Below are 14,927 nucleotides of genomic sequence, written 5' to 3'. Positions count from 1 at the left end.
GACCGTCATGGCGCCGAATCCCAGATACGCTGCCCCGGCCATGTCGCCGCGATTCCCGGAAGGGCGGCGACATGGCGCCCTCATTCCGCCGCGGCCAGGGCCAGTTCCCCTTGCCGCGGCAGGGCGTGCTCGTAATGGAACCGCAGCGACACGAAGCGGCCCCGCCGCTGCTCCTCCACCCACCAGCGCTTCAGCCCGCCGGCCCGCACCATGTCGTCGAAGGCCTGGCGGCAGTCCTGCTTGAAGGCGCGGCGCTTGGTGGGCGCCTCCTCCTTGATCTTGCGGCCGGACAGCTCGCCCAGCATCTCCTCGTCGATCCAGGTATGGCCGGGTTGGCTGTCGATATAGGGCCAGAAGGTCTTGGCGTAATCGGACTTCAGGGCGAAATAGACGTCGGCGTTCAGGCTGACCAGGTGGCGCAGCTCGAACACGCGGCGCACCCACTCGCCATACTCGACGATGACCCGGTCATCCAGCTTGGGCCCGTCCCAGCTGATCTTGCCCAGCAGGCTGTCGGAAAAGCCACGCCCCTTGGGGATGCGGCCGGTGGCCAGCGCCTTCTCAAAGGCGTCCGGCCCGCCCTGGTAGACGCGGATGGAGACGGAGCGGATCTGCTCCAAACTCTCCAGGACGGTGCCCAGGTTGTTCACATGCTCCGTGCGGTTCATGATCCGCAACAGGTCGCGCCAGGTGGTCTCCACCTGGAACAGGGTCAGGTACGGCTTCTCTGCCACGCCGATGGTGCGGATGTTGGGGTTGTGGTTGGGGTTGGGCACCCGCCGCTCCACCGCCCGCATGCGGAACAGGGCATAGATCACGTCCCGGTGCTGGCTGCCCAGCTCCCGCCCCTTCACCTCCACCACGCTGTGGTAGGTCAGGGAATAGACCCGGCTGAAATTGGCGTCCGTGTTCAGGTTGCGCCGCCGCGGGGCAAAGGCGGAGGTGCGGGCCAGGTCGGTGGGCATGACCGACGGCTTGCGCCGGCCGCGCCGGTTCTTGAACCGCTCCAGCCGCTTCAGCTCCGCCTCGGAAAGCTGGGGCTCCAGCGCTTCCATGTCGCCGCCATTCCCGTCCATGCCCGCCTCGCCCGTCATGTCGCCGCCATTCCCGCAACCGTGATCCGGACGGCAGGGTAGGGGCGGAACGGCGGCGACAGCAATGATTCGCCCTCCCAAATATTGGGGGTGGAGGCGCGACAAGAGCCCAACATATGCTCCAGCCCCCTGGAATCGCTCGGACTCCAGGGGAATCGCGGCGACATGACCGGGAGGGGCGGCGACATCACGCCCACCACCGCCCGCGGGCCGGACCCCACCCGCCCAACCCGTTGGAGTCAGGCCGGACTCCCCGGAATGGCGGCGACATGAAGCGGAATCCTGCTGCCCCGAACCCCCGCCGACTCCGCTCGACTCGCCCGGAATCGCAGCGACACCACCCGGTGGCCCCAATATGGCAGGCAAGGGAAATCGCCCCGGCCATGCCAGCCATGCCCCTGGCGGGCAGCCCGGATGGTTGCCGCGCCGAACCATCCCGGTACCCTGAAGAACCTTGGGGCTTGCCGCCCGGCCCCCGGCTGGTCCCGGGGCGGCCACAGGGGGTGGGGATGCAGGTGGGAGAGCTTGCCTGGCTGGTGTCCGTCGCCGGCTTCGCCCTGTCCATGTCCGCCACCCCCGGCCCCAACAACGCCATGGTGGCGGCGTCCGGGGCCACGTTCGGCTTCCGCCGCACCATCCCGCACATGCTGGGCATTTCCGTGGGTTTCCCGGCCATGATGGTGGCCGTGGCCTTCGGCGCGGGGGAGCTGTTCCGCGCCCTGCCCTGGGCCCATGGCGCCCTGCGCTGGGTCGGCGCCGCCTACCTGCTCTGGCTTGCCTGGCGTATCGCCACCGCCAAGCCGACGCCGCCGGAGGGGGAGGCGGGGTCACGTCCGCTGTCCTTCACCCAGGCCGCCCTGTTCCAGTGGGTGAACCCCAAGGCCTGGGTGGTGGCGCTGGGTGCCGTGGCCACCTACACGGTCGCCGGGCCGGACCTGGCGCTCCAGGCGGCGCTGATCGCGGCCATCTTCCTGGCCGCGGCCCTGGCTTCCACGGCCCTCTGGACCCTGGTGGGCGTGGGGGTGGGGGCGCTGGTGCGCACGCCGGCCGGCCTGCGCGCCTTCAACCTGGCCATGGCGGCGTTGCTGGTGGCCTCGCTGGTGCCGCTGTTGGTGGGATGAGGCCCGGCGGACTTGTCCACAGGCCCCCGGTCTTTCCCTGACTCTGAGTCAGACTCTCAAGAGTCTATGAGTCGCAAGTAGTTGATTCAGAACGGCTCTGTGCGAGTCGGTGTCGCCGCCGTTCCGGGTGGTGCCGCCGGGATTCCGGTCGGTGTCATCGGGATTCCCGCCGCTGTCGCCGCCATTCCCGCCCGCGGCCCCGGAATGGCGGCGACATGAACCACGCTGAACCCTGACAGGGTCAGCCCAGCATGGCCCGCAGCGCGTCCCGGGACAGGGTATGCAGGGACCCCCGCAGCCGCTCGATCTCGTTGGCCGCGGCCTCGTAATCCAGGATCAGGCCGCCCACCAGGGTGTTGGGGTCGTCCGCTTGCTCCGGGTACCGGTCCTTCGCCTTCGCTGCCCGTCGGCGCAGGCGGCCCACGATGTCTTCCTCGGCCATGTTTCGCTGCCATCCCGTGATTACCTCCCCGCTTAAAGCATGGGGGCCCGCCTGGTTCCAGGACGGTGTTGGGGCGTGTTTACGCTGACCGTAAACACGCCCCGGCGGCGGCGGCGGCACCTGCGGGGTAGCAGCCCTATTCCTGGGGATCAGGACGTCTGCAACTGGCATGCAGCAATGGCAAGAATTCAAACAAAATCGGCGACAATTTTAAGGATCAACCTCCGCCGATCTTCCTATACCTTAGGTACAGAACTCGGACCAACCCAAGAATCCACCTTGCGTCTCAGCCAAACTCCGTAAATATGAGGTACTTCGATCGGCAACTGTATGACCCGGTATTGGAGGGTACTCAATGATCCGTCCCATGCAACTGCTTCTCACCCTCCTGGCAGTGACCTTGACCCAGACGGCCCCGGCACCGGTTGCCGCGGCCTCCGCCGGGGCGTCCCACATCTGCACCACAAGGGCTGGCAACCCTGCCTGCACCTATGTGGCGGAGCGGGAAGGCATCTACCTGATCGAAGGGGAAATCCCCTCCACCCTGGCCCGTCCCGGGATCACCCTGACCATCGGCGGGCATGAATGCGTGACGTCCCCGGCCGGCCCTACCGGGACGGGCATGGTGCGCCTGTCCTGCTATGCAGCCCTGATGGGGGCCGCGCCTATGAGCTGTCGGGAAAGGGCGTCCAGGGCAGTCCCGTGGCCTTCAAGGTCGTCTCCTCGATCCCCAGGGGCGGGGAAACGGTGGTGAACATCCCCTGACGGCGTCCCCCGGCACCGGCAGGAAGCAGGAAAAAAGGGCGGGTCCCCCGGGGGCCCGCCCTTTCCATGTTCGCCGTCCGTCAGCAGGGATCAGTCAACCTTCAGCACGCCCCGGCGGATCTGGTCGCGCTCCATGCTTTCGAACAGGGCCTTGAAGTTGCCCTCGCCGAAGCCGTCGTCGCCCTTGCGCTGGATGATCTCGAAGAAGATCGGGCCGATGACGGTCTCGGTGAAGATCTGCAGCAGGTACTTGCCGTCCTTGCCGTCCAGCAGGATGCCGCGGGACCGGATGGCTTCCACGTCCTGGCCGTGGCCCGGCAGCCGCTCCTCCAGCATCTCGTAATAGGTGGCCGGCGGCGGGGTCATGAACTTCACGCCCTGGGCCTTCAGCGCGTCATAGGTCGCGATGATGTCGTGGGTCAGCAGGGCCACGTGCTGGATGCCCTCGCCCTTGTAGGCCTGGATGAACTCCTGGATCTGGTCCACCTTCTCCGAGCCCTCGTCCGACTTGGACTCGTTGATGGGGATGCGGATCTTGCCGCACGGGGCGGTCAGCGCCCGGCTGGTCAGGCCCGTATACTCGCCGGTGATGTCAAAATACCGGATCTGCCTGAAGTTGAAGATGGGGCCATAGAACTGGTCGGAGAAAAAGTCCATCCGGCCCTTGCGCACATTGTGGGTCAGGTGGTCGATCACCGTCAGCCCGGCGCCCGCCGGGTTCTGGTCCACCCCCGGCAGCGGCACGAAGTCGATGTCATAGATGCTGGGGGCCGTATAGCGGTCCACCAGATAGATCAGGCTGCCGCCGATCCCCTCAATGGCAGGGATGTTCAGCTCCATCGGCCCGACGGTGCCCTTCACCTCCTTGGCGCCGTGCTCCACGGCACGGCGAAGGGCCCCGGCCGCGTCCTTCACCCGGAACGCCATGGCGCAGGCGCTGGGTCCGTGGGCCCGGGCGAACTGCTGGGCCAGGCTGTCCTTCTCGGCGTTGACGATGAAGTTGATGCCGCCTTGGCGGTACAGGCTCACATCCTTGCTGCGGTGGCGGGCCACCTTGGTGAAGCCCATGGACACGAACAGCCGGTCCAGTGCCTCGGTATCCTCCGCCGTGTACTCCACGAACTCGAAGCCGTCAGTGCCGGCGGGGTTCTCCCACAGGCTCTCGCCGTCGATGCCCTTCACCATGCCGTCCGCCATAGCGTCCCTCCCAGGATTGCATGCCAATTTGCCGCAGGATACGGCGGGAAGGCGGGGCATGTCCTTGCGATTCGCAGCCGATAAGCGCAGGATCGCGCAATAATTCACCCAAAGAACCGGGGGCAGGGGGCAGACCATGGGGAAATCCACGCTGGATGGGGCAGATATGCGCATCCTGGACGCGTTGCAGCGCAACGGCCGCCTGTCCAACGTGGACCTGGCGGAACAGGTGGGCCTGTCCCCCAGCCCCTGCCTGCGCCGTGTGCGCGACCTGGAGGAAGACGGCTATATCCAGGGCTACGCCGCCATCCTGGACCGCCGCAAGCTGGGCTTCGGCGTCGTCGCCTTCGTGGAGGTGAAGATCGACCAGAACGCCGAAGGCGACCTCCGCTTCCGCCGCGCGGTGGAGGCGATCCCGGAGGTGGTGTCCTGCTTCGTCATGACCGGCACCATGGACTATTTGCTCCAGGTGGTGGTGCCCGACCTGGACGCCTACGCCGAGGTCAGCATGGGCAAGCTGCTGCAGATCCCCGGCGTGAAGGACGTGCGCTCCAGCTTCGTCCTGGACGTGGTCAAGCACAGCACCTGTTTGCCTCTGCCGAAGGGGCGGTGAGGGCGTGGGGCCGCAGTCGGGGTAGGGGGCCCCGGGCGGCTTGCGTCCTCCCGGCAGGGGTCCAATATGACCCGATCATGACACCTCCCACCCGCCGCGACGCCACCATCCGCCTGCCCGACGGGCGCGCCCTGGGCTATGCCGAGTATGGCGACCCCGGCGGGCCGCCCGTGCTGTACTTCCATGGCTATCCCAGCTCCCGGCTGGAGCCGGAGCTGTTGCCGGACCTGCCGGCTGTGCGGCTGATCTCCCCCGACCGGCCGGGCTACGGCCTGTCGGACGCCAAGCCCGGCCGCCGCCTGCTGGACTGGCCGCCGGACGTGGCGCACCTGCTGGATGCGCTGGGCCTGGACCGGGTGGCGCTGGTGGGCATGTCCGGCGGCGGGCCCTATGCCGCCGCCTGTGCCCACGCCATCCCCGACCGCCTCTCCGCCACCGCCCTGGTCTGCCCCCTGGGCCCGGCAGGGCAGGGGTGGGAAGTGGGCAGCCCCTCCAGCCTGCTGTTCAACCTGGGCCGCCGGCCCCTGGCCATGCGCCTGACCGCCCACATGGCCCGGCGGCTGGTCAACACCCGCGACCCCGTGGCCCTGGCCCAGATGCTGCGCAACCGGCTGGGCATGCCCTATGCCACGCCGGACCTGTTGCGCAACCGGTTCGGCGACCGGCTGGTGAACGGCTGGCGCGAGGCGCTGCGGACCGGCATCCACGGCCCCCTGGACGACGCCCGCACCTATGCCACCCCCTGGGGTTTCGACGTGGCCAGCATCAACGGCCGGGTCACCGTCTGGCACGGCCTGGCCGACGTCACCGTCCCCCCGCCTCCGGCCGCTGGTACGCCCAGCACATCCCGGGCGCCAAGGCCAACTTCATCGCGGGCGAGGGCCACTTCTCCCTGGTCTTCAACCACAGCCAGGCGATCCTGGAGGACGTGCTGGCGGCGTAGCCCCCGCACCGCACAAACTCCTTCAGCAAAACATTGCGCCGCCGAACCGCCAAACGGCAGGAAATCGCCCCTGTACCCGTCCACCCCGACACATCCGCAAGGAAATGCCCACCCCGCGGCGGTAAAATTGCGCCAACAGGCTGAACCAGCGGGGACTCCACATCATGACCACGGGGGATGGCTTCAAGGCCGCCACGGCGAGCTCCGGCAAGACGGCGAAGGAGCTGCGCGGCGATTACTCGTCCATGGCCGCCGACTTCACAATCGACCAGGGCTGGGACCGGTACACCGACACGGACCACGCCCTCTGGCGCACCCTCTATGACCGGCAGAGCAAGCTGCTGCCGCGCTATGCCGCCAGGACCTTCATGGACTGCCTGTCCCGGCTGGACGCGGGCGACGGCGTGCCGGACTTCCGCCGCGCGTCCGACATGCTGGAAAAGGCCACGGGCTGGCGGATCGTGGCCGTGCCGGGCCTGATCCCGGAGGGCGCCTTCTTCGACCACCTGGCCAACCGCCGCTTCCCCGTCACCAACTGGATCCGCAAGCCGGAGGAGATGGACTATCTGGAGGAGCCGGACGTCTTCCACGACTTCTTCGGCCACGTGCCCCTGCTGCTGCACCCGGTCTTCGCGGACTACATGCAGGCCTATGGCAAGGGCGGCCAGCGGGCCCTGGGCCTGGGCCGGATCGAGAACCTGGCCCGCCTCTACTGGTACACGGTGGAATTCGGCCTGATCCGGGAGGACGGGCAGACCAAGGTCTATGGCGCCGGCATCCTGTCCTCGGCGGGGGAGACGCCCTATGCCATCGAGAGCCCCTCGCCCAACCGCATCGGCTTCGACCTGGAACGGGTGATGCGCACCCGCTACCGTATCGACGATTACCAGCAGACCTACTTCGTCATCGACGACTACGACCAGCTCTTCACCGCCACCGGCGTGGATTTCGGCCCGTTGTATGAGCGGCTGGCCGGCCCGCCGGAATACGCCCCCGCCGACGTGCTGCCCACGGACAAGGTCTACACGAAGGGCACGCAGCAGCGGGTGCTGGGCACGAAGACCGCGGCGGAGTAGGGGGCGCTTATCCGGCGGCGCTGGTCCAGGAAACATTCACGGACACGCACAAAAGCACGCACGAACATTCACAAGAGAACAAAGCCTGCGGCAGCACCAAACCGCGGCGAAGCCGCAGTTCCTTTTCGGCTTTGTGCGTGTCCGTGAGTGGATGGTGCGTGTTCGTGCGTGTTCTTTGGACCAGCGGCCAGCAAGCACGGGAACGGCCGCCCCCCTTGCATCGGCACGCCACCTCGCCCTAGATACCGTCCCGTCCCGGAACGAGTGTCGCCCCGTGCCCGCACGCCCGCCTTTGTCCCATCCGTCCCCCGGGCGCGGCCGGCCATGACCCCTTCCCTGGCCGTCACCCGGCTGACCGTGACCCGGTTCCGCTCTTACGCCGCCGCGCGGCTGGACTGTGACGCGCGGCCCGTGGTGCTGACGGGCCCCAACGGGGCCGGCAAGACCAACCTGCTGGAGGCGGTGAGCTTCCTCTCCCCCGGCCGCGGCCTGCGCCGGGCGAAGCTGAGCGAGGTGGAGCGCATCGGCGGCGGGGCGGAGTGGGCGGGCCCCGGCTGGGCCGTCGCCGCCACGGTCCTCACCCCCACCGGCCCGGTGGAGCTGGGCACCGGCCGCGACCCGGGCGCGGAGGCCGGCAGCGAGCGGCGCCTGGTGCACATCGACGGCCGCCCCGCCAAGGGCCAGGTGGCGCTGGCGGAGCATGTGGCCATGGCCTGGCTCACCCCCAGATGGACCGCCTGTTCACGGACGCCGCGAGCGCCCGCCGCCGCTTCCTGGACCGGCTGGTCTTCGGCTTCGACCCCGCCCATGCCGGCCGCTTGACCAAGTATGAGAATGCCCTGCGGGAGCGGGCCCGAATCTTGCGCGACGGCCCCCACGACCCCGCCTGGCTGGGCGCGCTGGAGGACCAGATGGCCACCCTGGGCGTCGCCATCGCCGCCGCAAGGGCCGACATGGTCAGCCGCCTCGCCGCCGCCTCGGCGCAAGGCGTCGGCCCCTTCCCCGCCCCCGGCCTGCGCATGGAGGGGGAGGTGGACGCCACCGTCGCCGACCGCCCCGCCCTGGAGGCCGAAGACACCCTGCGCGCCGCCCTGCGCGACTCCCGCCGCCGCGACGCCGAAAGCGGCGGCGCCGCCGTCGGCCCCCACCGCAGCGACCTGTCCGTCACCTACCTCGCCAAGTCCATGCCGGCGGAGCTGGGCTCGACCGGCGAGCAGAAGGCCCTCCTCGTCTCCATCATCCTCGCCAACGCCCGCCTGATGAAGGCGGAGACGGGCACAGCACCCCTGCTGCTGCTGGATGAGGTCGCCGCCCACCTGGACGCGGACCGCCGCACCGCCCTGTTCCAGGAGATCCTGGCCACCGGCAGCCAAGCCTGGCTGACCGGCACCGACGCCGCCGTCTTCGCCGAGCTGGGCGCCGCCGCCACCCACATCCGCGTGGAGGACAGCCACCTCACCACGCTGGACCTTGCCGCCCTCCCCCTCTCCCCCCCGGGAGAGGGTCGGGGTGAGGGGGAGCCCCCCAACTTCTTGCTGAATTGCGTTGCGATAACCCCCATATAAGGGTCCAGGTTTCTCCCCCTTGGCGGGCGAAATCGGCTAAGCTGCTGTCCCGTTCCTGTCCGTCGTACCAAGTCCGAGAAGCATGTCCCAGGAAGCCCATCCCCCGTCGCCGCCGCCTCCGCCGTTGAGGAGTATGGTGCCAGCTCCATCAAGGTCCTGAAGGGCCTGGACGCGGTGCGCAAGCGCCCCGGCATGTACATCGGCGACACGGATGACGGCTCCGGCCTGCACCACATGGTGTATGAGGTGGTGGACAACGCCATCGATGAGGCTTTGGCCGGCCACGCCGACCGGGTGGAGATCACCCTGAACGCCGACGGCTCCGTCACGGTGAAGGACAACGGCCGCGGCATCCCCGTGGACATCCACGCGGAGGAGGGCGTGTCGGCGGCGGAGGTCATCATGACCCAGCTCCACGCCGGCGGTAAGTTCGACCAGAACAGCTACAAGGTCTCCGGCGGCCTGCACGGCGTCGGCGTCTCCGTCGTCAACGCCCTGTCGGAGGTGCTGGACCTGCGCATCTGGCGCCAGGGCCGGGTGTGGGAGATGCAGTTCCGCCACGGCGACGCCGTCGCCCCGCTCAAGGACGTGGGTGAGGCCCCCAACTTCGAGTCCGGCCCCCGCGCCGGCAAGCCCTTCACCGGCACCCAGGTCACCTTCCTTCCGTCGAAGGAGACCTTCACCAAGACGGAGTTCGACTTCCAGACCCTGGAGCACCGGTTCCGGGAGCTGGCCTTCCTCAACTCTGGCGTCCTGCTGGTCTTCACCGACGCCCGCGGGGTGGAGCCGCGGACGGTGGAGCTGCATTATGAGGGGGGCCTTGAGGCCTTCGTCCAGTACCTGGACCGCTCCAAGACCCCCATCCACAAGCCCGCCATCTATGTCCGCGGCGACCGCGCCAGCGACATCGGCACGTCCATCGGGGTGGAGTTGGCCCTGCAATGGAACGACAGCTACCATGAGACGGTGCTGTCCTTCACCAACAACATTCCCCAGCGCGACGGCGGCACCCACCTGGCCGGCTTCCGCGCCGCCCTGACCCGCACCGTCAACAAGTACGCGGAGGAGTCCGGCATCCTGAAGAAGGAAAAGGTGGCCCTCTCCGGCGACGACATGCGCGAGGGGCTGACCTGCATCATCTCCGTCAAGGTGCCCGACCCCAAATTCTCCAGCCAAACCAAGGACAAGCTGGTCAGCTCGGAGGTGCGGCCGGTGGTGGAGAGCATCGCCGCCGACGCCCTCTCCACTTGGTTTGAGGAACACCCCGCCGACGCCCGCAAGATCGTCGGCAAGGTGGTGGAGGCCGCCGCCGCGCGGGAGGCCGCCCGCAAGGCCCGTGAGCTGACCCGCCGCAAGGGTGCTTTGGACATGGCCAGCCTCCCCGGCAAGCTGGCCGACTGCCAGGAGCGGGACCCGGCATTGTCGGAGCTGTTCCTGGTGGAGGGTGACTCGGCCGGCGGCTCCGCCAAGCAGGGCCGCTCCCGCCAGAACCAGGCCATCCTGCCCCTGCGCGGCAAGATCCTGAACGTGGAGCGGGCGCGCTTCGACAAGATGCTGTCGTCAGCGGAGATCGGCACCCTCATCGCCGCCCTGGGCACCGGCATCGGCCGGGATGAGTTCAACATCGACAAGGCGCGCTACCACAAGGTCATCATCATGACCGACGCGGACGTGGACGGCGCCCACATCCGCACCCTGCTGCTCACCTTCTTCTATCGCCAGATGCCGGAGCTGATCGAGAAGGGCTACCTGTACATCGCCCAGCCGCCCCTCTACCGCGTGAAGCGCGGCACCGCCAAGGAGCGGTACCTGAAGGACGACCGCGCGCTGGAGGATTACCTGATCGGCCAGGGCACCGACGACGTGTCGCTGGAGGCGCTGGAGACCGGCCTGTCCGGCACCCTGCCCGGCCCCGTTATGGGCGAACAGCTCCGCGGTCTGGTGGAACAGGCCCGTGCCGCCCGCGCCGCCCTGGCCACCCTGTCCCGCAAGGTCGGCAGCCGTGAGGTGGTGGAGCAAGCGTCCCTGGTCCCCGGTGCCCTGTCCATCCGCGCGGTGGATGACCCCGCCCTTGCCGCCACCGTGGCGGCAGAGGTCGCCGACCGCCTGAACCGCCTGGCCCTGCGCCGGGCAGAGGCCGCGGGCGACACCCTGGCCCCCGGCGCCACCGCCGCCACCCTGGGCGGCTGGCGGGGGAGGCGTCACCGGATGGCGGCTACGTCCTGCTGCGCCACCGCCGCGGCGTCACCCACCGCCACCCCGTGGACGCCGACCTGCTGAAAAGCGCTGAGGCCCGCCGCGTGGACGCCATGTCCGCCGACCTGTCCGCCACCTATGCCCAGCCCGCCCGGCTGATGCACCGCGGCACCAAGCAGCTCGCCACCATCTTCGGCCCCGCCGGCCTGTTCGAGGCGGTGCTGGAACAGGGCCGCCACGGCCTGACCATCCAGCGCTACAAGGGCCTGGGCGAAATGAACCCCGACCAGCTCTGGGAAACCACCCTGGACCCCGCCAACCGCACCCTGCTCCAGGTCAAGGTCAGCCACGCCGACGAGGCCGAGGACGTCTTCAGCACCCTGATGGGCGACATCGTCGAACCCCGCCGCCAGTTCATCCAGGACAACGCGCTGAAGGTGGCGAACTTGGATGTGTGAGCTGTATGGAGCCTACAATGCTGAAGATTTCTTCTAATTTTCGTCTTGATGATGCCGAAACGGTTTTACTTCATCTCGCAAAGGCTCCCGAGCATGATAGGTATATAGAGTTGCCTGCGAGCTATGACAATCAATCTTCAGGCGTTTCTGCGGCGATTGCTCAATGTATTATGACCTGGGCTCATCGGTTCGGAGGTCAGGGATTCTTGATTACGAAAAGTCGCCAGAAAAGTAGTAACGATGTAGCGATGGATTATACTGGAAAACTTCCAGGTATAGTCGCCGCCTGTTTAGCAAAAGAAGTTAGAGGCCCAGACCAAGTTCTTTCTCTTACAAAAGCATTTAATGAGGCTCTCGATTATCGATTCACATCTATGAACAAGAAGGATTTTCAAAATACCCAGAAAGGCAAATCAGTACTATTAATGGCCGCTGACGAGAAATCTAGTGCGAAACTAGATTTGCTATATGCTGCCAATATAAATGATTATGAGATACGTAATGATCCCTTTATTGATGATGCAGAATTTGAAGTTCTTGTCAAAAAAATTCTTTCGTCGATGCTTACACCAACAAGGGTGGCAAAGATAACTGGAGATAACATCAGCTCTATAGCATCTGTGGCCAGGGAGCTTTTTGCTAATACTTACTTCCATGCTAGAACAAATGCTGACGGAACGTCAGTAAGGAAACCCATAAGGGGAATCTATTTTTCATTCCAGAAAATAGAGCAAGGGAATGTGTATTGGATTACGGGTGAAGATCGGCCCCTTCAAAGATATATTGAATATCAGAAGAGTCGGTTCGGCGACAATACAACCTTTCTGGAAGTGAGCGTGTTTGACAATGGACCTGGGCTTGCTGCAAGGGTGATGGGTCGTGAATTAAATGAAGATGACGGTATAGATGATGAATACAAAAGCGTTTCTCAGTGTTTTAAGCGAGGGTTTACGACTAGAAAAATTGATACTGCGGGTCAAGGCTTGCATGAGCTAATTGCGATACTTAAAACGCAAGCTGGTTATTTCCGTCTACGTTCTGGCCGGTTGTCTCTCTTCAAGCAGTTTAAAACGCGAGCACCGTGGGCGCAGAGTTTGTCAGAACAGGATTTAGAGCTTCTAGATACAGACACTCAAAGTTCAAGGCCGACAAAGCTCCCATTTGCACGCGGGACTCTATTTACGGTTCTTCTGCCTCTGAATGAACGCATGTGACAAAATTGTAAACCACGGGAAGCAGTCCAATGTTCAATTTCAGAGCCAAACTCCTCAGCGAAGGTCAGAACAAGAGCGTTGCAGTCTACTTTATACCCTCCTTATCATTGAATGAAAGCAGCTTCTTTTTTTCTATGGATACAGACGTTACCACCAACCTACGTCCGCAAGCCCTAATTTTTCTAGTGCGTGACGACGCAGTGGACTCGATTAGAGCCATTGTTAATGAGATGCTTAAGAAAGTGGCCAAATGGCGATCTGACCCGACCAAAATGCCTGTTGTGCTCCTGTCCTTTCATAGCAATGGCTCAATGGGGCGAGTTATTAATTTAACAGCCATGAAATTAACTATTAAGCAAACGGATTTTGGCAATTTGATTTATTCGGGAGCCAAAAAAATCTTTCAAGTTCGAGAAGGCTTAATTCAACCCAAGGGAACTTATCATTTTGTACATCCGTCCGGCCGGCATTCTAAAGCCTTCATTCGTGTTGCTAACTTGATGCAGATGGGCACAGAATTAACCCTCCTTTCATTAGCTCTTCTGCCAGCTCTTGAGAAAAAACCTGATCATATTTTCATTGACTCATCGACAATAGGTATTGTGGTGAAAGCAGCATTGGCCCTTAAGCTGTCCATGACGGGTGATCGCGGATATTTCCCTACAATTGAAAGCTTCTCTTCTTATGGAAATTTGGAAAGAATTAAAACACCTGGCACTGATAACTATCTGATACTTATCTCTGCGACTACTAGCGGAAACATGTACAAAAAGATCATAAGCATGGGCATTGAACGAAAGTACGTGATGAATTTAATCTCCTTCGCACCTAAGGCTTCGGGGTGCAACACGATTTTTGATTTTTTTGATGATCAAAATCTCAACCCAAATGGAATGTTTTCTGGAACTACAGATTATGACGCAGAAACATGTCCGTATTGCAAGGAGGGATCCCGCGCCGTGCATTTTGCTGGAGAGCAATTCCTCACCGACAGCAATAACATTTCCAGCTATGTCGTGAAGGCTGAGGACTCACCAGTAGCTCTACGAAATTTGATGAGCCGCTATGCCGGCAAGGGTTTTTTTCGCGTCAAATTCCCACCCGACTCACGTCATCTTGCAGGTGACTTGTTCATCGATGTAAGAATATTGGCGCAGGATGCTGAGCTGCACTCCCTATTTTTGGAAAGACTATTGAGATACACGCCAGTGAACGCGGCCGCAATCATTTATGTAGACACAGAAGATTCGAAAACCTTGGCAGAAATCGCACAAAAAGCTATCGCTGAATGGCTGGGCCGCGATATACCCTTAATTTACCATAGAGATTTAGGTGTTTGCGCGATCCGGGAAAAATCTTCAGTTTTGGTTATCTCCTCCGTCATTGACACAGGGGTGTCTTTGCAGAGTGCAAGCCTTGAGTTGAGGGATAAGATTAAGAACCAGCCCAGAGTCTATTTATCATATTTTGCCAAACACACACATGAGCCTCGCTATAGAACTCTCGTCAGTGATCTGGAATATAACAACAAACTCCCAAAGCATACTGTGGAAAGCATTGAAAAACTTACGTTTCCTTCCCGGTCTGGCACTAATGCGTGGACTACGGAAAAGGAATGTCTACACCAGATTACAAGGATAGATGACGAAAGTAGCGAAAAATTCTTGTCCGCTGATGAGCGTAAAGCGGTTGATGAGCGGCTTGATGAACTGCGATCTGGCGGTTTAGTGAAGCTTAACACCCTTTTCCTGAAAGGCCCCACTGGTGACCCACTGCGACTTCGCGAGACATTCGCATTCTGGGATAAGAACAATGCTGTATCAGACACTTCCCAAGAAGACGTATACGTGACTGTCGCTTGTGTGTTGGATGGCATTAGAACGGGCGATAAAGCCAAATTAACCTCTGGTGCATTTCATCAAACTCTTTTGGCTCCGGAATGCTTTGGAAGATATAACGATGGCATTATACAAGCTGCTTTCCTGCGGGGAGCTTTTCCGGAGGAATTAGATTATACCCAGAACAGTGAATTGAGCTTCTTGCTTCGATCTTTCGTCATCCGCATACTGGAGAACGCGGATAATGAACTCGGTGAAGCAGCATCGGAGTTTTTACTGGCTATTTGTGCAAGTCGATTGAAGTTGGCCAAGAATGACATTCGCGAAGTGCTGCATTTCCATGGGACACTACCGCCACTTGCAGGGTGCTTTCAGAAGTTTCTAAGGATTAAAGTAGGGATCTGA

The 14,927-nt window shown here is 63.0% G+C and carries 10 protein-coding genes and 2 pseudogenes; 9 read left to right on the top strand and 3 right to left on the bottom strand.

The features are described from left to right. Window positions 1-80: 80 nt before the first annotated feature. Window positions 81-1,094, bottom strand: a complete 1,014-nt coding sequence (locus HHL28_RS15610; protein ID WP_404325935.1) for a hypothetical protein — start codon at window positions 1,092-1,094, stop codon at window positions 81-83. 509 nt (window positions 1,095-1,603) lie between these two features. Here HHL28_RS15610 and HHL28_RS15605 point away from each other — a divergent pair. Further along, window positions 1,604-2,215, top strand: a complete 612-nt coding sequence (locus tag HHL28_RS15605; RefSeq protein WP_075770163.1) for a LysE family translocator — start codon at window positions 1,604-1,606, stop codon at window positions 2,213-2,215. A 241-nt stretch (window positions 2,216-2,456) separates the two neighbouring features. Here the strand turns inward: HHL28_RS15605 and HHL28_RS15600 are convergent, their stop codons facing one another. Then, window positions 2,457-2,657 (bottom strand): hypothetical protein, encoded by a 201-nt coding sequence (locus HHL28_RS15600; protein ID WP_075770162.1) that lies wholly within the window; start codon window positions 2,655-2,657, stop codon window positions 2,457-2,459. 585 nt (window positions 2,658-3,242) lie between these two features. Here HHL28_RS15600 and HHL28_RS15595 point away from each other — a divergent pair. Further along, the gene (locus HHL28_RS15595; RefSeq protein WP_169655426.1) at window positions 3,243-3,422 is read left to right on the top strand and encodes a hypothetical protein; all 180 of its coding nucleotides are present in this window, start codon (window positions 3,243-3,245) and stop codon (window positions 3,420-3,422) included. 90 nt (window positions 3,423-3,512) lie between these two features. Here HHL28_RS15595 and hppD read toward each other — a convergent pair whose 3' ends face one another. Further along, complete coding sequence (gene hppD, locus HHL28_RS15590; protein ID WP_404325932.1) at window positions 3,513-4,619, bottom strand: 4-hydroxyphenylpyruvate dioxygenase; 1,107 nt, start codon at window positions 4,617-4,619, stop codon at window positions 3,513-3,515. 166 nt (window positions 4,620-4,785) lie between these two features. Here hppD and HHL28_RS15585 point away from each other — a divergent pair, with 166 nt between their 5' ends. From HHL28_RS15585 to HHL28_RS15555, 7 genes and pseudogenes are all read left to right on the top strand, one after another. Continuing rightward, window positions 4,786-5,232: an Lrp/AsnC family transcriptional regulator gene (locus tag HHL28_RS15585; protein ID WP_449686863.1), complete on the top strand. Its 447-nt coding sequence runs from the start codon at window positions 4,786-4,788 to the stop codon at window positions 5,230-5,232. A gap of 77 nt (window positions 5,233-5,309) precedes the next feature. Next, on the top strand, window positions 5,310-6,500 hold the full coding sequence (locus HHL28_RS18870) for an alpha/beta hydrolase (protein WP_404325930.1): 1,191 nt from the start codon (window positions 5,310-5,312) through the stop codon (window positions 6,498-6,500). Further along, entirely contained in the window at window positions 6,421-7,251 is an 831-nt protein-coding gene (phhA, locus tag HHL28_RS15580) for a phenylalanine 4-monooxygenase (RefSeq protein ID WP_075770275.1), read from the top strand. Before HHL28_RS18870 ends, phhA begins: the two co-directional genes overlap by 80 nt. Window positions 7,252-7,575: 324 nt before the next feature. Further along, window positions 7,576-8,708 (top strand): annotated as a pseudogene (gene recF / locus HHL28_RS15575) (DNA replication/repair protein RecF); the annotation flags it as partial. 255 nt (window positions 8,709-8,963) lie between these two features. Then, window positions 8,964-11,470, top strand: a pseudogene (gene gyrB / locus HHL28_RS15570) (DNA topoisomerase (ATP-hydrolyzing) subunit B). Window positions 11,471-11,487: 17 nt separating this feature from the next. After that, entirely contained in the window at window positions 11,488-12,684 is a 1,197-nt protein-coding gene (locus HHL28_RS15560; RefSeq protein WP_169655424.1) for a hypothetical protein, read from the top strand. Between the two features lie 29 nt (window positions 12,685-12,713). Then, window positions 12,714-14,927 (top strand): hypothetical protein, encoded by a 2,214-nt coding sequence (locus HHL28_RS15555; protein WP_169655422.1) that lies wholly within the window; start codon window positions 12,714-12,716, stop codon window positions 14,925-14,927.

The organism is Aerophototrophica crusticola (assembly GCF_012913305.1).
Taxonomy (GTDB): Bacteria; Pseudomonadota; Alphaproteobacteria; order Azospirillales; family Azospirillaceae; genus Niveispirillum; species Niveispirillum crusticola.
The sequence above is the reverse complement of the archived record's forward strand: the minus strand, read 5'-3'. Positions and strand labels throughout refer to the sequence as shown.

Excerpts from the sequence above, each read along its gene's own strand:
- HHL28_RS15585 (WP_449686863.1), top strand. The coding sequence starts at position 4,786 with ATGCGCATCCTGGACGCGTTGCAGCGCAACGGCCGCCTGTCCAACGTG.
- HHL28_RS18870 (WP_404325930.1), top strand. The coding sequence starts at position 5,310 with ATGACACCTCCCACCCGCCGCGACGCCACCATCCGCCTGCCCGACGGG.
- HHL28_RS15605 (WP_075770163.1), top strand. The coding sequence starts at position 1,604 with ATGCAGGTGGGAGAGCTTGCCTGGCTGGTGTCCGTCGCCGGCTTCGCC.
- HHL28_RS15560 (WP_169655424.1), top strand. The coding sequence starts at position 11,488 with ATGCTGAAGATTTCTTCTAATTTTCGTCTTGATGATGCCGAAACGGTT.
- hppD (WP_404325932.1), bottom strand. The coding sequence starts at position 4,619 with ATGGCGGACGGCATGGTGAAGGGCATCGACGGCGAGAGCCTGTGGGAG.
- phhA (WP_075770275.1), top strand. The coding sequence starts at position 6,421 with ATGGCCGCCGACTTCACAATCGACCAGGGCTGGGACCGGTACACCGAC.
- HHL28_RS15610 (WP_404325935.1), bottom strand. The coding sequence starts at position 1,094 with ATGACGGGCGAGGCGGGCATGGACGGGAATGGCGGCGACATGGAAGCG.
- HHL28_RS15595 (WP_169655426.1), top strand. The coding sequence starts at position 3,243 with ATGCGTGACGTCCCCGGCCGGCCCTACCGGGACGGGCATGGTGCGCCT.
- HHL28_RS15600 (WP_075770162.1), bottom strand. The coding sequence starts at position 2,657 with ATGGCCGAGGAAGACATCGTGGGCCGCCTGCGCCGACGGGCAGCGAAG.
- HHL28_RS15555 (WP_169655422.1), top strand. The coding sequence starts at position 12,714 with ATGTTCAATTTCAGAGCCAAACTCCTCAGCGAAGGTCAGAACAAGAGC.